Source organism: Pseudomonas sp. Y5-11 (genome assembly GCF_022368695.1).
Taxonomy (GTDB): domain Bacteria; phylum Pseudomonadota; class Gammaproteobacteria; order Pseudomonadales; family Pseudomonadaceae; genus Aquipseudomonas; species Aquipseudomonas parakoreensis.
The window spans coordinates 5,934,681-5,950,118 of the sequence record NZ_CP058974.1 but is presented as its reverse complement, the minus strand read 5'-3'; the positions used below and the strand labels follow the sequence as shown (position 1 = coordinate 5,950,118).

At 60.3% G+C, this 15,438-nt stretch carries 17 protein-coding genes; all 17 read left to right on the top strand.

The window, feature by feature from the left end:
• Positions 1-56: 56 nt before the first annotated feature.
• The 17 genes from iscU to HXW87_RS26610 all read left to right on the top strand — a co-directional run bounded on the left by iscU (position 57) and on the right by HXW87_RS26610 (position 15,343).
• Positions 57-443 carry a Fe-S cluster assembly scaffold IscU gene (gene iscU, locus HXW87_RS26690; RefSeq protein ID WP_003227907.1) on the top strand — a complete coding sequence of 129 codons (387 nt, stop codon included), beginning with the start codon at positions 57-59 and terminating at the stop codon, positions 441-443.
• A 28-nt stretch (positions 444-471) separates the two neighbouring features.
• The gene (iscA, locus tag HXW87_RS26685) at positions 472-795 is read left to right on the top strand and encodes an iron-sulfur cluster assembly protein IscA (protein ID WP_003227904.1); all 324 of its coding nucleotides are present in this window, start codon (positions 472-474) and stop codon (positions 793-795) included.
• A gap of 8 nt (positions 796-803) precedes the next feature.
• The gene (gene hscB, locus HXW87_RS26680; RefSeq protein ID WP_003227901.1) at positions 804-1,325 is read left to right on the top strand and encodes a co-chaperone HscB; all 522 of its coding nucleotides are present in this window, start codon (positions 804-806) and stop codon (positions 1,323-1,325) included.
• A 51-nt stretch (positions 1,326-1,376) separates the two neighbouring features.
• Positions 1,377-3,242: a Fe-S protein assembly chaperone HscA gene (gene hscA, locus HXW87_RS26675; protein ID WP_239778054.1), complete on the top strand. Its 1,866-nt coding sequence runs from the start codon at positions 1,377-1,379 to the stop codon at positions 3,240-3,242.
• Complete coding sequence (gene fdx / locus HXW87_RS26670; RefSeq protein WP_041071821.1) at positions 3,242-3,583, top strand: ISC system 2Fe-2S type ferredoxin; 342 nt, start codon at positions 3,242-3,244, stop codon at positions 3,581-3,583. The genes hscA and fdx overlap by 1 nt, the downstream gene beginning before the upstream one ends.
• 14 nt (positions 3,584-3,597) lie before the next feature.
• On the top strand, positions 3,598-3,798 hold the full coding sequence (iscX, locus tag HXW87_RS26665) for a Fe-S cluster assembly protein IscX (protein WP_047296339.1): 201 nt from the start codon (positions 3,598-3,600) through the stop codon (positions 3,796-3,798).
• A gap of 88 nt (positions 3,799-3,886) precedes the next feature.
• Positions 3,887-4,312, top strand: a complete 426-nt coding sequence (gene ndk, locus HXW87_RS26660) for a nucleoside-diphosphate kinase (RefSeq protein ID WP_003227894.1) — start codon at positions 3,887-3,889, stop codon at positions 4,310-4,312.
• A 28-nt stretch (positions 4,313-4,340) separates the two neighbouring features.
• The gene (rlmN, locus tag HXW87_RS26655) at positions 4,341-5,489 is read left to right on the top strand and encodes a 23S rRNA (adenine(2503)-C(2))-methyltransferase RlmN (protein WP_007964428.1); all 1,149 of its coding nucleotides are present in this window, start codon (positions 4,341-4,343) and stop codon (positions 5,487-5,489) included.
• A 12-nt stretch (positions 5,490-5,501) separates the two neighbouring features.
• Positions 5,502-6,260, top strand: coding sequence for a type IV pilus biogenesis/stability protein PilW (gene pilW / locus HXW87_RS26650; protein ID WP_047296336.1), 759 nt, complete (start codon positions 5,502-5,504; stop codon positions 6,258-6,260).
• Positions 6,260-7,294 carry a RodZ family helix-turn-helix domain-containing protein gene (locus tag HXW87_RS26645; protein WP_121187062.1) on the top strand — a complete coding sequence of 345 codons (1,035 nt, stop codon included), beginning with the start codon at positions 6,260-6,262 and terminating at the stop codon, positions 7,292-7,294. The genes pilW and HXW87_RS26645 overlap by 1 nt, the downstream gene beginning before the upstream one ends.
• 3 nt (positions 7,295-7,297) lie before the next feature.
• Positions 7,298-8,407 carry a flavodoxin-dependent (E)-4-hydroxy-3-methylbut-2-enyl-diphosphate synthase gene (ispG, locus tag HXW87_RS26640; protein ID WP_025109215.1) on the top strand — a complete coding sequence of 370 codons (1,110 nt, stop codon included), beginning with the start codon at positions 7,298-7,300 and terminating at the stop codon, positions 8,405-8,407.
• 36 nt (positions 8,408-8,443) lie between these two features.
• Positions 8,444-9,733: a histidine--tRNA ligase gene (gene hisS / locus HXW87_RS26635; RefSeq protein ID WP_003227887.1), complete on the top strand. Its 1,290-nt coding sequence runs from the start codon at positions 8,444-8,446 to the stop codon at positions 9,731-9,733.
• A 41-nt stretch (positions 9,734-9,774) separates the two neighbouring features.
• Positions 9,775-10,416, top strand: coding sequence for a tetratricopeptide repeat protein (locus HXW87_RS26630; protein WP_041071830.1), 642 nt, complete (start codon positions 9,775-9,777; stop codon positions 10,414-10,416).
• Positions 10,409-11,560 carry an outer membrane protein assembly factor BamB gene (bamB, locus tag HXW87_RS26625; protein ID WP_047296334.1) on the top strand — a complete coding sequence of 384 codons (1,152 nt, stop codon included), beginning with the start codon at positions 10,409-10,411 and terminating at the stop codon, positions 11,558-11,560. Before HXW87_RS26630 ends, bamB begins: the two co-directional genes overlap by 8 nt.
• A 135-nt stretch (positions 11,561-11,695) precedes the next feature.
• A complete protein-coding gene (der, locus tag HXW87_RS26620; protein ID WP_041071834.1) occupies positions 11,696-13,168 on the top strand; it encodes a ribosome biogenesis GTPase Der in 1,473 nt (490 codons plus the stop codon).
• Between the two features lie 247 nt (positions 13,169-13,415).
• A complete protein-coding gene (locus tag HXW87_RS26615) occupies positions 13,416-14,564 on the top strand; it encodes a pyridoxal phosphate-dependent aminotransferase (protein WP_239778053.1) in 1,149 nt (382 codons plus the stop codon).
• Positions 14,552-15,343 (top strand): amidohydrolase, encoded by a 792-nt coding sequence (locus tag HXW87_RS26610; RefSeq protein ID WP_047296332.1) that lies wholly within the window; start codon positions 14,552-14,554, stop codon positions 15,341-15,343. Before HXW87_RS26615 ends, HXW87_RS26610 begins: the two co-directional genes overlap by 13 nt.
• Positions 15,344-15,438 lie beyond the last annotated feature (95 nt).

Below are 15,438 nucleotides of genomic sequence, written 5' to 3'. Positions count from 1 at the left end.
GACCCAAGGTTGCAGGGTTTAAAGAGCGACTCTCTGATGAGTGAGGATTAAGCACCATGGCTTACAGTGAAAAGGTCATCGACCACTACGAAAACCCGCGCAACGTCGGCAAGATGAACGCGGAAGATCCGGATGTCGGCACCGGCATGGTCGGCGCTCCGGCGTGCGGCGACGTGATGCGTCTGCAGATCAAGGTCAACGATCAGGGCGTTATCGAAGACGCCAAGTTCAAGACCTACGGCTGCGGTTCGGCAATCGCCTCCAGCTCCCTGGCCACCGAGTGGATGAAGGGCAAGACGCTGGACGAAGCCGAGACCATCAAGAACACTCAGCTGGCCGAAGAACTGGCCCTGCCGCCAGTGAAAATCCACTGCTCGGTTCTCGCTGAAGACGCTATCAAAGCGGCTGTTCGCGACTACAAGCAGAAGAAAGGCTTGATCTAAGCATTGCGCGACGAGTAAGGAGTCAACGATGGCTATCAGCATGACAGAAGCGGCTGCTCGACACGTGCGACGCTCCCTCGACGGGCGCGGCAAAGGTGAAGGGATTCGTCTGGGTGTTCGCACCACAGGCTGTTCCGGCCTTGCCTACGTGCTGGAGTTTGTCGACGAGGTGGTTGCCGAGGATCAGGTGTTCGAAAGTCACGGCGAGAAAGTGATCATCGACCCGAAAAGCCTGGCTTATCTGGACGGCACCGAGCTCGATTTCGTCAAGGAAGGGTTGAACGAAGGCTTCAAGTTCAACAATCCCAACGTCCGCGGTGAATGTGGCTGCGGCGAAAGCTTCAACATCTGAGGCTTGTCGTGGGTATTCCTTGTCATTTCGCTTTATTCGAGCTGCAACCGAGCTTCCGCCTGGATCTCGAGCAGTTGGCCACGCGCTATCGTGAGTTGGCGCGCGGTGTTCATCCTGACCGCTTTGCCGACGCTTCCGAGCGCGAGCAGCGGTCGGCGCTCGAGCAGTCTGCGCGGCTCAACGATGCCTACCAGACGCTCAAGAGTCCTGCCCAGCGCGCACGCTACCTGCTGACCATCAGCGGGCATGAAGTGCCGATGGAAGTCACGGTGCATGATCCCGAGTTTCTCTTGCAGCAGATGCAGTGGCGCGAAGAGCTCGAAGACCTCCAGGACAGCGCCGACCTCGACGGTGTCGCGGTATTCAAGCGTCGCTTGAAAGTCGCTCAGGAACAGTTGAACGAAAGCTTCGCAGCTTGTTGGGACGATGCAGCGCAGCGCGAGCAGGCCGAACGCCTGATGCGGCGCATGCAGTTCCTCGACAAGCTCACCTACGAAGTGCGCCAGTTAGAAGAGCGCCTCGACGATTAACCCAGTGCCGCTCCGGTCGCACGCCTGATATACAGATAAGTCCTGATCACGATGGCCCTACTGCAGATCGCCGAACCCGGCCAAAGTCCTCAACCGCACCAGCGTCGTCTGGCTGTGGGGATCGACTTGGGCACTACCAATTCGCTGGTCGCTGCGTTGCGCAGTGGTCTTTCCGAACCACTGGCCGACGCTGACGGGCAGGTCATCCTGCCGTCCGCCGTGCGTTATCACGCCGACCGCGTCGAGGTTGGCGAGTCGGCCAAGCTGGCCGCGTCCTCCGATCCCTTGAACACTGTACTGTCGGTCAAGCGCCTGATGGGCCGTGGTCTGTCCGACGTCAAGCAATTGGGCGAGCAACTGCCGTACCGCTTTGTCGGTGGCGAATCGCACATGCCGTTCATCGACACCGTGCAAGGCCCGAAAAGCCCGGTCGAAGTCTCCGCTGACATCCTCAAGGTGCTGCGTCAGCGTGCTGAAGCGACCCTGGGTGGCGAACTGGTCGGTGCGGTGATTACTGTTCCGGCGTATTTCGATGATGCTCAGCGTCAGGCCACCAAGGATGCGGCGAAACTCGCCGGTCTGAACGTGCTGCGCCTGCTCAACGAGCCGACTGCTGCGGCAGTGGCGTATGGTCTGGATCAACACGCCGAAGGTCTGGTCGCAATCTATGACCTGGGCGGCGGCACCTTCGATATTTCGATTCTGCGTCTGACTGGCGGCGTATTCGAAGTGCTGGCCACCGGCGGCGACAGCGCGCTGGGCGGCGATGACTTCGATCACGCGATTGCTGGCTGGATCATCGAGAGCGCCGGCTTGTCCGCCGATCTCGACCCGGGTGCGCAACGCAATCTGCTGCAAACCGCCTGCGCGGCCAAAGAGGCCCTGACCGATGCGCCCAACGTCGAAGTCGCCTACGGTGACTGGAAAGCGCAGCTGACCCGCGAAGCCTTCGATGCGCTGATCGAGCCAATGGTTGCCCGCAGTCTGAAAGCCTGCCGCCGCGCCGTGCGTGATTCCGGTGTCGAACTGGAAGACGTGCATGCCGTGGTCATGGTCGGCGGTTCGACCCGTGTGCCGCGTGTTCGCGAGGCGGTTGCCGAAGCCTTCGGTCGTCAGCCATTGACCGAAATCGACCCGGATCAAGTGGTGGCCATCGGGGCCGCGATCCAGGCGGATACGCTGGCTGGCAACAAGCGCGATGGCGGCGAACTGCTGCTGCTCGACGTGATCCCACTGTCCCTGGGGCTGGAAACCATGGGCGGGCTGATGGAGAAGGTGATTCCGCGCAACACCACCATTCCGGTGGCCCGCGCGCAGGATTTCACCACGTATAAAGATGGTCAGTCGGCCATGGCGATCCATGTGCTGCAGGGTGAGCGCGAGCTGATCAGCGACTGCCGCTCCCTGGCGCGCTTCGAACTGCGCGGCATTCCGGCGATGGTGGCTGGCGCGGCGAAGATTCGCGTGACCTTCCAGGTCGATGCCGACGGTCTGCTCAGCGTGTCTGCCCGTGAACTGGGTTCGGGCGTTGAGGCGAGCATTCAGGTCAAGCCGTCCTACGGCCTGACCGACGGTGAAATCGCCAAGATGCTCAAGGACTCGTTCCAGCACGCCAACGACGACAAGGTCGCCCGCGTCCTGCGCGAGCAGCAAGTTGATGCCCAGCGTCTGATCGAGGCGGTGCAGGGCGCTCTGGAGGCCGATGGCGAGCGCTTGCTCGACGCCGAAGAGCGCATGGTCATCGAGTTGCAAATGCAGGAACTGGCCGAACTGATGAAAGGCACCGATGGTTACGCCATCGAGCAGCAGACCAAGCGTCTGTCGCAAGTGACCGATGCTTTTGCTGCCCGCCGCATGGATCTGACGGTGAAAGCCGCTCTGTCGGGGCGCAATCTGAATGAAATCGAGGATATCTGATGCCGCAGGTCATTTTTCTGCCCCACGAGAAGTTCTGCCCTGAAGGGATGGTCGTCGAGGCTGAGCCTGGCACTTCGATTCTCGAGCTGGCCCACGAACACCATATCGAGATGGAAAGTGCCTGCGGCGGCGTTTGCGCCTGCACCACTTGCCACTGCATCATTCGCGAGGGTTTCGACTCGCTGGAAGAGGCCGACGAACTGGAAGAAGACTTCCTTGATCGTGCCTGGGGTCTGGAAGCGCAATCGCGCCTGGCCTGTCAGGCGATCGTCGGTGAAGAAGATCTCACCGTCGAGATCCCGAAATATTCGCTTAACCATGCGGCCGAAGCGCCGCACTGACTGGTAAGACTGTCATGAGCTACGGTTGGAATGATGTTCAACGTATTGCAGAAGAGCTGGCCGAGGCCCACGAGGGGCTCGATCCGTACTCTGTAGGTTTTGTCCGTCTGCAGCAGATGATTCTTGAGCTGCCGGATTTCGACAGCACTTCTGGCCGGGTCGGCGAGAAGGTGCTCGAGGCGGTTCAGGAGCTCTGGGCCGCAGAATTGGACTGATCCTCCCCGCAGGTTAGGCAATACCCAAGAACCCGCGTATAATTCGCGGGTTTAATTTTTCGCAAATTACTGTTTCTGGAGTTACACCATGGCTGTTCAACGTACTTTCTCCATCATCAAGCCTGACGCCGTTGCTAAAGGCGCTGCCGGCGAAATCGTTACCCGTTTCGAAAAGGCTGGTCTGAAAGTGGTTGCTTCGAAAATGAAGCAGCTGTCCAAAGCCGAAGCTGAAGGCTTCTACGCTGAGCACAAAGAGCGCGGTTTCTTCGGTGACCTGGTTGCTTTCATGATCTCCGGTCCAGTGGTTGTTCAGGTTCTGGAAGGCGAAAACGCTATCGCTCGCAACCGTGAGCTGATGGGCGCTACCAACCCTAAAGAAGCTGCTGCCGGCACCATCCGTGCTGACTTCGCCGAGTCGATCGACGCCAACGCCGTTCACGGTTCGGACTCCGAAGCCGCTGCTGCTCGCGAAATCTCGTACTTCTTCGCAGCTACTGAAGTAACCACTCGCTAAGCATTGCTTAAAGAGTGAAGGTGAATCCATGACGACATCGACTGTGAAAACAAACCTGCTGGGTCTGACCCAGCCGGAAATGGAAAAATTCTTCGACTCAATCGGGGAGAAGCGTTTCCGTGCCGGTCAGGTAATGAAATGGATTCACCACTTTGGTGTCGATGATTTCGACGCCATGACGAACGTCAGCAAGGCCTTGCGCGAAAAGCTCAAGGCTGTTGCTGAGGTCCGTGGTCCCGAAGTGGTCAGCGAGGACATTTCCAGCGACGGCACCCGCAAGTGGGTGGTGCGCGTGGCGTCCGGCAGCTGTGTCGAGACCGTGTACATTCCACAGGGCAAACGCGGCACTCTGTGCGTTTCGTCCCAGGCAGGCTGTGCCCTGGACTGCAGTTTCTGCTCCACCGGCAAGCAAGGCTTCAACAGCAACCTCACCGCCGCCGAAGTCATCGGTCAGGTGTGGATTGCCAACAAATCCTTCGGCAGTGTTCCGGCTACCATCGACCGCGCCATCACCAACGTGGTGATGATGGGCATGGGCGAACCGCTGCTGAACTTCGACAACGTCGTGGCCGCCATGCATCTGATGATGGATGACCTGGGCTACGGGATCTCCAAGCGCCGCGTAACCCTGTCCACCTCGGGCGTGGTGCCGATGATCGATGAGCTGGCCAAGCACATCGACGTCTCCCTGGCGTTGTCCCTGCACGCACCGAATGACGCATTGCGTAACCAATTGGTGCCGATCAACAAGAAATATCCGCTTAAGATGCTGCTCGAGTCGTGCCAGCGCTACATGTCCGCCCTGGGCGAGAAACGTGTGCTGACCATCGAGTACACCTTGCTCAAGGACGTCAACGACAAGCTTGAGCACGCGGTGGAAATGATCGAGTTGCTCAAAGACATTCCGTGCAAGATCAACCTGATTCCGTTCAACCCGTTCCCGCACTCCGGTTACGAGCGGCCGAGCAACAATGCCATTCGTCGGTTCCAGGATCAGTTGCATCAGGCCGGCTTTAACGTCACTGTCCGCACCACCCGTGGTGAAGACATCGACGCCGCATGTGGTCAATTGGTAGGGCAGGTGCTGGATCGCACCCGTCGCAGCGAACGTTACATCGCCGTGCGCGAGTTGAGCGCCGACAGCGATCTGGCACAGAACGCCGCGAACACTAACTAAGAGAGGATCTCTATGTCCCTGCGCTTTGCGCTGCTGTTGCTGATGGCCAGCCTGTGTGCTGGTTGTGTCCTGTCGGGTGACTACAACCCGATGAAGACCAGCAAGGGCCGCGACGAAGCGCGTGCCGCCTACGTGCAGCTGGGACTGGGATACTTGCAGCAAGGGATGACCGAGCGCGCCAAGGTGCCGCTGAAGAAGGCGCTGGAGCTGGACGGCTCCGATGCTGATGCCAATGCTGCCCTCGGGCTGGTGTTCCAGGCCGAAATGGAGCCGAAACTGGCCGATGAGCATTTCCGCAAAGCCCTGTCCTCGCGTCCCGCCGATGCACGAATCCTCAATAACTACGGCAGTTTTCTCTACGAAGAACAGCGTTACAAGGAAGCCTACGAGCGTTTTGAGCAGGCCGCCGCCGATACCCTGTATCCTGAGCGTTCGCGGGTGTTCGAGAACCTCGGCATGACCGCCTCGAAGCTCGGGCAGCGGGATCTGGCACAACAGCAACTGGAAAAAGCCCTGCGGCTGAACCGTCAACAACCGCGCGCTTTGCTGGAAATGGCTGAGTTGTCCTTCGAAGACAGGCATTATGTGCCCGCGCGTGACTATTACGACCGTTTCAGCCTGCTAACCGAGCAAAATGCACGTAGTCTATTGCTCGGCGTTCGGCTGGCAAAAGTGTTTGAAGATCGCGACAAGGCCGCCAGTTACGGCCTGCAATTAAAACGACTCTATCCCGGTACGCCGGAATATCAGCAATACCTGTCGGAGCAATGATGAAAGCGGCGCATCCCGAAGTTGTAGCAGCGACTCGCGTTAATCCCGGTGAGACCTTGCGCCAGGCACGCGAAAGCAATGGCTGGTCGCTGGCCGAAGTGGCCCTCAAGCTCAACCTCACCGTGACTTCCCTGAGCAATCTTGAGGCTGGCGCTTTCGACAAGCTGCCGGGGCATACTTTCGCTCGCGGTTACATTCGCGCTTATGCCAAATTGCTCGGCATGGACCAGACCGTTCTGGTCCAGCAGTTCGACCAGTCCACTGGCACCGACTCACAAGGCAGCAATGTGCATGCATTGGGTCGTATTGAAGAGCCGGTGCGGGTGTCCCACACCATTTTGCGGATCGTCAGCCTGCTGTTGCTGATTGCGGTCATCGGCGGCGGTTTCGTCTGGTGGCAGGATCAGACCTCGCTGCGCACCAAGGATTTGACCAGCCTCGCCCCGGAGCACGTTGAAGTCGAAGGCGCCGACGGCACCACGCAGATTCACCCGATCGACGAGCCGGAAGACCAGGCCGTGGCCGAAGGTCAGTCCGAGGGCGCGACCGCTCTGGCGCTGCCACAGTCGGAAACCACCGCTGAATCGACCGGTGCCGAGCCTGCCGCTCCGGCCGTAACGCCAGCAGCACCGGCCGTAACGCCGGCCGCCCCGGCTCATACTCCGGCTCCGGTGGTTGCCACTCCGGCTACACCTGCACCGAACGTTCCGGCTGCTCCGGCACCGACCGTGACTGCGCCAGTGGTGGCGGCCACTCCAGCGCCAACCGCAGAAGCGGCTGCTCCGGCGGCAGGCGATGGCCAGGTACAATTGCAGTTCAGCGCCGATTGCTGGGCACAGGTCACCGACGGTCGCGGCAAGGTATTGTTCAGCGGTCTGAAACACAAAGGCGACAGCGTCTCGGTTTCCGGCAAGCCGCCACTGGCGGTACGCCTGGGTGTGGCCCGTGCCGCACAGGTCAGCTACAACGGCCAACCGGTCGATATCGCTCCGTTCACCAGTGGCGAGACTGCTCGCCTGAAGTTGGGTCAATAAGTCATGCACGGCGAATCTCCAATCAAACGTCGCGTTTCGCGCAAGATCTGGGTCGGTAACGTGCCTGTCGGCGGCGATGCGCCCATCGCTGTGCAGAGCATGACCAACAGCGACACCAATGATGTGGCGGCCACCGTTGCCCAGATCAATCGTCTGGAAGCGGCCGGCGTCGACATCGTCCGCGTTTCGGTGCCGGACATGGACGCCGCCGAGGCGTTTGGCAAGATCAAGCAACTGGTCAAGGTGCCGCTGGTTGCCGACATCCACTTCGACTACAAGATCGCGCTGCGCGTCGCCGAACTCGGTGTGGACTGCCTGCGCATCAACCCGGGCAACATCGGTCGTGAAGACCGGGTGCGCGCGGTGGTCGATGCCGCCCGTGACCGCGGGATTCCGATCCGTATCGGCGTCAACGCCGGCTCCCTGGAAAAAGACCTGCAGAAGAAATACGGCGAACCGACTCCGGCTGCACTGGTCGAGTCCGCGCTGCGTCACGTCGAGCACCTCGAACGCCTGAATTTCCAGGACTTCAAGGTCAGTGTGAAAGCCTCCGATGTGTTCATGGCCGTTGAAGCCTACCGTCTGCTGGCCAAGGAAATCGTCCAGCCGCTGCACCTGGGCATCACCGAAGCCGGTGGTTTGCGTTCGGGCACAGTGAAATCCGCCGTGGGCCTAGGTATGCTGCTCGCCGAGGGGATTGGCGATACTATCCGCATCTCGCTGGCGGCCGATCCGGTCGAGGAAGTGAAGGTCGGTTACGACATTCTCAAGTCTTTGCATCTGCGTTCCCGTGGCATCAACTTCATCGCCTGCCCGAGTTGCTCGCGGCAGAACTTCGATGTGGTCAAGACCATGAACGAGCTGGAAGGGCGCCTTGAAGACCTGCTGGTGCCGCTGGATGTCGCGGTGATCGGTTGCGTGGTCAACGGCCCCGGCGAAGCCAAGGAAGCCCATATCGGCTTGACCGGCGGTACGCCAAACCTGATTTACATCGACGGCAAGCCGTCGCAGAAACTGACGAATGACAATCTGGTGGACGAGCTGGAAAAGCTGATCCGCGAGAAAGCGGCCGAGAAGGTCGAAGCTGACGCAGCGGTCATCGCGCGCGGCTGACCTGACTGAAGCGCCGAACGAATTTAAGGATTTAAAGTGAGCAAGTCTCTGCAAGCCATTCGTGGCATGAACGACATCCTGCCCGAACAGACCCCGCTGTGGCGTTATTTCGAGGGTACAGTCGCGCGTCTGCTGGATAACTACGGTTACAAGCAGATCCGCATGCCGATTGTCGAATTCACTGAGCTGTTCAAGCGCTCGATCGGTGAAGTGACCGACATCGTCGAAAAAGAGATGTACACCTTCGAAGATCGCAACGGCGACTCCCTGACCCTGCGTCCGGAAGGCACTGCAGCGTGTGTGCGTGCGGTGCTCGAGCACGGCATCACCGGTGGTGGCCAGGTGCAGAAGCTTTGGTACATCGGCCCGATGTTCCGTCACGAGCGTCCGCAGAAAGGCCGTTATCGCCAGTTCCACCAGATCGGTCTGGAAGTGTTCAACCTCGACGGCCCGGACATCGATGCCGAGCTGATCATCATGACCTGGCGCCTGTGGGGCGAGCTGGGTATCCGTGATGCGGTCAAGCTCGAACTCAACAGCCTGGGGACCAGCGAGTCCCGTGGTCGCTATCGTGAAGCGCTGGTCGAGTACCTCTCGGCGCACCACGATAAGCTCGACGAAGACAGCCAACGTCGCCTGAAAACCAACCCGCTGCGCGTGCTCGACACCAAAAATGCCGACACTCAGGCGGTATTGGTCGATGCGCCGAAAATGGCGGACTACCTGGACGACGAATCCCGTGCGCACTTCGAAGGTCTGAAGGCGCGTCTGGACGCGGTTGGCATCCCGTACGTGCTCAACCCGAAACTGGTACGCGGCCTCGATTACTACAGCAAAACCGTATTCGAATGGGTCACCGACAAGCTCGGCGCCCAAGGCACTGTTTGCGCGGGCGGTCGTTACGACGGTCTGGTCGAGCAGATGGGCGGCAAGCCGACCGCAGGCGTCGGTTTCGCCATGGGCATCGAGCGTCTGGTGTTGATGCTCGAAACCCTGGAGCAGATCCCGGAAGAAATCTCCCGTCAGGTCGACGTCTACCTCTGCGCCTTTGGCGAGCAGGCCGAACTGGCCGGCCTGGCCCTGGCCGAGCGAGTACGTGACCAGCTTCCAAACCTGCGTCTGCAAGTCAATGCCGGCGCCGGCAGCTTCAAAAGCCAGTTCAAGAAAGCCGACAAGAGCGGTGCGCTGTATGCACTGATCCTGGGTGACGACGAAATGGCCCAGCAAGTGGTAGGTTTCAAACCCCTGCGTGGCCAGGGCGAACAACAAAGCATTGCCTGGGATGCGCTTGCCGCTCACCTGGCCACCTGCGTCGTGCAGGGTTGAAGCTGTCCAAACAGCCGATTTAGCGATTAAGGAGTATTGGGGTGTCGAGTACCGAAGACGAACAGTTGGCGGATTTGAAGGACTGGTGGACACGCAACGGCAAACCTCTGGTCACCGGCGGCCTGTTGGCGCTGGTCATCGTGTTCGGCTGGCAGGCTTTTCACAAGTATCAGAGCAACCAGGCGCAAGGCGCCTCGGTGCTCTATCAGCAACTGCTGGAAACCACGCTGACTCCGGATGGCAAGCCTGACGCTGCACGCGTTGCAGACCTGGCCGGCAAGCTCAACAGCGAATTCGGCGGCACCGCGTACGCGCAGTACGGCAGCTTGTTCGTGGCCAAGGTAGCGGTCGACAGCGGCAAGCTGGACGACGCCGCCACCGAACTCAAGGCCATCGTTGCCAAACCGGCCAACCCGGCGCTGGGCGAAATCGCCCGTCAGCGTCTGGCGCAGGTGCTGGGTGCGCAGAACAAGGCTGATGAAGCCCTGAAACTGCTCGACGGCGATGCCGACAAGGCGTTCCTGGCCACTCGCGAAGAACTCAAGGGTGACTTGCTGGTTCAGTTGGGTCGTACCGACGAGGCGAACACCGCGTATCAAAAAGCCAAGGCGGCACTGTCGGATGAAGCGGCAGTCGGTGGCCTTCAAATCAAGCTCGACGACCTGGCCAAAGGGGATGCGTGACGTGATCCGTTGGAAGCATGCAGCATTGCTGGCTCTGGCCATTCTGGCCGCGGGTTGCAGCAGCAACAGCAAAAAAGAACTGCCACCGGCCGAGCTGACCGACTTCAAGGAAGAAGTGGTTCTGCAAAAGCAGTGGAGCCGTTCGATCGGTGACGGTCAGGGTGAAACCTACAACATGCTGGTTCCGGCGATTGATGGTGACACCATCTACGCGGCCGATGTGACCGGCATTGTTATGGCCATGGATCGCGGCAATGGCGACGTGAAGTGGAAAAAGGATCTTGAACTGCCTGTTTCCGGCGCCGTTGGCGTGGGTTACGGTCTGGTCACGATCGGTACCCTCAAGGGTGAAATCGTTGCTCTCGACGCCATCAACGGCGAAGAGAAGTGGCGCGCCCGGGTTTCCAGCGAAGTCCTCGCGCCGCCGGCCAACAACGGTGACGTTGTCGTGGTGCAGACTCAGGACGATCGTCTGATCGGTCTGGACGCTGCCACTGGCGACCGTCGCTGGACTTACGACAGTACCCCTGCGGTCCTGACCCTGCGTGGCACCAGCGCACCCGTCGTGACCAACCGCCTCGCGGTGGCTGGCCTGTCGACTGGTAAAGTGGTTGCCCTGGACATTTCCAACGGCGTGCCGGTCTGGGAGCAGCGCGTTGCGATTCCAACCGGTCGTTCCGAACTGGAGCGCGTGGTCGACATCGACGGCGGTCTGCTGCTGTCCGGTGAAACCCTTTACGTCGCCAGCTATCAGGGCCGCGTCGCAGCACTCGATCTGCAAAGCGGCCGTCAACTCTGGCAGCGCGATGCATCGAGCTATGCCGGTGTTGCCCAGGGTTTCGGCAACGTTTACGTGAGCCTGTCTTCGGGCACCGTTGAAGGCGTTGACGAGCGTTCGACCACTGCGCTGTGGAGCAACGACTCGCTGGCTCGCCGCCAGCTGTCGGCGCCGGAAGTGTTCTCCAGTTACGTAGCCGTCGGTGACCTGGAAGGTTACCTGCACCTGTTGAGCCAGGTGGACGGTCGTTTTGTGGGTCGTGAGCGTATCGACAGTGACGGCCTGCGTGCCCGTCCGCTGGTGGTGGGCAACACGATCTATGTGTATGGCAACAGCGGCAAACTGGAAGCCCTGACCATCAAGTAACAACTATGCTTGGGGTTAACCCCCAAGCGGCCCCGGATTTCCGGGGCTTGCAGCGCTAACCGGCGTTGCCCCGAGCACCAGCCGCTGCCTCGCAGCGGCTTTTGTATTTTCTGAAATAACGAAGTGGAGAGCCGCATGGTTCCCGTAATCGCCCTGGTGGGCCGACCGAACGTCGGCAAATCCACCTTGTTCAACCGCCTGACCAGGACTCGCGACGCCATCGTCGGCGACTTGTCCGGTCTGACCCGTGATCGCCAGTACGGTGAGGCCAAGTGGCAAGGGCGTTCCTACATTCTGATCGACACCGGCGGTATCTCCGGTGACGAACATGGTATGGACGAAAAAATGGCCGAGCAGTCGCTGCTGGCCATTGAAGAAGCGGATGTTGTGCTGTTCCTGGTAGATGCCAAGGCCGGTTTTACCGCCGCCGACCAGATGATCGCCGAACACTTGCGCAAGCGTAACAAGCGTTCCCACGTGGTCGCCAACAAGGTCGACAACATCGACCCGGAAATGGCCCGCGCTGAATTCGCCCCACTGGGCATGGGCCACGCGATCCCGATCGCCGGTGCTCATGGCCGTGGTATCACTCAACTGCTGGAAGCGGCACTGAGCGATTTCCCGCGTGATGAAGACGAGCCGCAGGAAGGCGAAGAAGAAGAGATCGTCGCCGAAGGCGAGGAAGCCAAGCGCATTCCTGGCCCGAGCGAAAAAGACGGGATCAAGATCGCCATCATCGGCCGTCCGAACGTCGGCAAGTCGACGCTGGTCAACCGCATGCTCGGTGAAGACCGGGTCATCGTCTACGACCAGCCCGGCACTACCCGCGACAGTATCTACATCCCGTTCGAGCGTAACGACGAGAAGTACACGCTGATCGACACCGCCGGTGTGCGCAAGCGCGGCAAGATCCACGAAGAAGTCGAAAAATTCTCCGTGGTCAAAACCCTGCAGGCGATCAAAGACGCCAACGTGGTGATCTTCGTGATGGACGCCCGCGAAGGTGTGGTCGATCACGACCTCAACCTGCTGGGCTTTGCCCTTGAAGCCGGTCGTGCGCTGGTGATCGCGATCAACAAATGGGACGGCATGACCCCGAGCGAGCGCGACTTCGTCAAGGTCGAGCTGCAACGTCGTCTGTTCTTCGTCGACTTCGCCGACATCCACTTCATTTCGGCATTGCACGGTACAGGCGTGGGCAACCTCTACGCCTCGGTGCAGAACTCGTTCAAGTCCGCGGTGACCCGCTGGCCGACCAGCCGCCTCACGCAGATTCTCGAAGACGCGGTCAGCGAGCATCAGCCGCCGATGGTCAACAGCCGCCGGATCAAGCTGCGTTACGCTCACCTGGGTGGTGCGAACCCGCCGATCATCGTGATCCACGGTAACCAGATCGAGAAAGTGCCGAAGTCGTATGTGCGCTATCTGGAAAACACTTACCGCCGAGTGCTGAAGCTGGTCGGTACGCCGATCCGCATCGAGTTCAAGGGCGGCGAGAACCCGTACGAAGGCAACAAGAACACGCTGACCGACCGCCAGGTCAACAAGAAGCGCCGCTTGATGTCGCACAACAAGAAAGCCAGCAAGAAACGTCGCGACAAGAAGTGATCAATTTGATTGTTCCCACAATTTCGTGGGAATGCTCAACCGCTTCTGTAGGCGCTGGCGAAGCCTGCGATCTTTTGGCTTTGCTTTGAAGGCAAGATCAAAAGATCGCAGCCTGCGGCTGCTCCTACAGGTCCGGCGATAAAGAGGGTGCTCAGTTGAGCGCCCTTTTTTTATGGGCGCCGGATGGGCTATTCTCGGGCTCTCCCGCGCCGCCGTCAGAGCCGGGTGTAGAGCAGGGAACCCCTCGATGATCACCAGTAAGTTGCCGAACGTCGGCATCACTATTTTCACGCAGATGTCTCAGCTCGCGGCGCAGACCGGAGCGATCAACCTGTCCCAGGGTTTCCCTGACTTCGACGGCCCGCAATCCCTGCGTGACGCGGTCGGTCGGCATATCGCCAGCGGCCACAACCAGTATTCACCGATGACCGGCCTGCCGGCGCTGCGCGAGCAGATCGCGGCGAAGATCGCGCGCAGTTACGGCGTGAAAGTCGATGCCGACAGCGAAGTGACCGTCACGCCGGGCGCAACCCAGGCGATCTTCTGTGCGATTCAGGCGGTTATCCACAGCGGCGACGAAGTCATCGTGTTCGACCCGTGCTACGACAGCTACGAACCGGCGACGCAGTTGGCGGGTGGTCGCTGCGTGCATGTGCAACTGAACCCGGCCGACTTTTCCATCGATTTCGACAAGCTCGCTGCGGCCCTCAGCCCGCGCACGAAAATGATCGTCATCAATACCCCGCACAACCCGAGCGGAGCGCTGATCAGCCGTGCCGAACTGGATCAACTGGCAGCGTTGATCCGTGGGCGCGACATCTACCTGATCAGCGATGAAGTCTACGAACACCTGGTGTTCGACGGCGTGCCGCATGTCAGCGTGTTGGCCCACGAAGAGCTGTATCAGCGTGCGTTTGTGGTCAGTTCGTTCGGCAAGACCTACCACGTCACCGGCTGGAAAACCGGCCACGTGGTTGCGCCCCCGGCGCTGACCGCCGAGCTGCGCAAGGTGCACCAGTACGTCAGTTTCTGCGGCGTGACGCCGCTGCAATACGCCTTGGCCGATTACATGGCCGAGCACCCGGAACACGTCGAAGAGCTGCCGGGTTTCTATCAGGCCAAACGCGACCTGTTCTGCGATTTGCTGGCGCCGTCGCGCTTCACCTTCACCCGCGTTACCGGCACGTATTTCCAGCTGGTCGACTACTCGCAGATTCGCCCTGATTTGAACGACGTCGACATGGCGATCTGGATGACCCGCGAACATGGCGTGGCGAGCATTCCGGTGTCGGTGTTCTATCAGAATCCACCGCAGGGCCAGCGTCTGGTGCGCCTGTGCTTTGCCAAACGCGAGGAGACGCTGCGCGAGGCAGCGGCAAAACTATGCGTGATCTGAGTGCGTTGCCCGATCTCAATCTGGCGCTGATCCAGACCAGCCTCGCCTGGCATGACCGTCAGGCCAACCTTGAGCACTTCGACGTGCTGCTGGAGCAGGCCCGAGGCGCGGATTTGATCATCCTGCCGGAGATGTTCACCACCGGTTTCTCCATGGCTTCGGAAACCCTCGCCGAAGCCGAGCATGGCCCGACCCGCAAATGGATGAAGGCGCAGGCCGCGAAGCTCAATGCAGTGATTACCGGCAGCGTGATCATTCAGGCGGCGGACGGCAGCCATCGCAATCGCCTGCTGTGGGCACGCCCGGACGGTGAAGTCTGGCATTACGACAAGCGCCACCTGTTCCGTATGGCGGGTGAGCACAATCACTACACGCCCGGCGAGCGTCAGGTGCAGTTCGAACTCAAGGGCTGGCGGATTCGGCCGCTGATTTGCTACGACCTGCGTTTCCCGGTGTGGAGTCGCGATGCGCAGGACACCGATCTGCTGCTGTACACTGCCAATTGGCCGGGCGCACGGCGTCTGCACTGGAACCGCTTGCTGCCGGCGCGGGCGATTGAAAACCTGTGCTACGTGGCGGCGGTGAACCGGATCGGCACCGACGGCAAGGGCTTTGCCTATACCGGCGACAGTCAGGTGCTGGATTTCCAGGGCGAGACCTTGCTGGCTGCGGGGGAGGCAGACGGCGTGTTCAAAGCGGTGCTGGAAGCGGCGCCACTGGCGGCGTATCGCGAGCGCTTTCCGGCGAATCTGGATGCGGATACCTTCGAGTTCACTTGATACTCGCAGCGCCTGTCAGGACGCCTTCGCGAGCAGGCTCGCTCCCACAGGGAAATGCATTCCAAATGTGGGAGCGAGCCTGCTCGCGAAGGGAC

Bases quoted from the DNA above. Each gene is read 5' to 3' on its own strand.
- iscU (WP_003227907.1), top strand. From the start codon at position 57: ATGGCTTACAGTGAAAAGGTCATCGACCACTACGAAAACCCGCGCAAC.
- iscA (WP_003227904.1), top strand. From the start codon at position 472: ATGGCTATCAGCATGACAGAAGCGGCTGCTCGACACGTGCGACGCTCC.
- hscA (WP_239778054.1), top strand. From the start codon at position 1,377: ATGGCCCTACTGCAGATCGCCGAACCCGGCCAAAGTCCTCAACCGCAC.
- fdx (WP_041071821.1), top strand. From the start codon at position 3,242: ATGCCGCAGGTCATTTTTCTGCCCCACGAGAAGTTCTGCCCTGAAGGG.
- iscX (WP_047296339.1), top strand. From the start codon at position 3,598: ATGAGCTACGGTTGGAATGATGTTCAACGTATTGCAGAAGAGCTGGCC.
- ndk (WP_003227894.1), top strand. From the start codon at position 3,887: ATGGCTGTTCAACGTACTTTCTCCATCATCAAGCCTGACGCCGTTGCT.
- rlmN (WP_007964428.1), top strand. From the start codon at position 4,341: ATGACGACATCGACTGTGAAAACAAACCTGCTGGGTCTGACCCAGCCG.
- pilW (WP_047296336.1), top strand. From the start codon at position 5,502: ATGTCCCTGCGCTTTGCGCTGCTGTTGCTGATGGCCAGCCTGTGTGCT.
- HXW87_RS26645 (WP_121187062.1), top strand. From the start codon at position 6,260: ATGAAAGCGGCGCATCCCGAAGTTGTAGCAGCGACTCGCGTTAATCCC.
- ispG (WP_025109215.1), top strand. From the start codon at position 7,298: ATGCACGGCGAATCTCCAATCAAACGTCGCGTTTCGCGCAAGATCTGG.
- bamB (WP_047296334.1), top strand. From the start codon at position 10,409: ATGCGTGACGTGATCCGTTGGAAGCATGCAGCATTGCTGGCTCTGGCC.
- der (WP_041071834.1), top strand. From the start codon at position 11,696: ATGGTTCCCGTAATCGCCCTGGTGGGCCGACCGAACGTCGGCAAATCC.
- HXW87_RS26615 (WP_239778053.1), top strand. From the start codon at position 13,416: ATGATCACCAGTAAGTTGCCGAACGTCGGCATCACTATTTTCACGCAG.
- HXW87_RS26610 (WP_047296332.1), top strand. From the start codon at position 14,552: ATGCGTGATCTGAGTGCGTTGCCCGATCTCAATCTGGCGCTGATCCAG.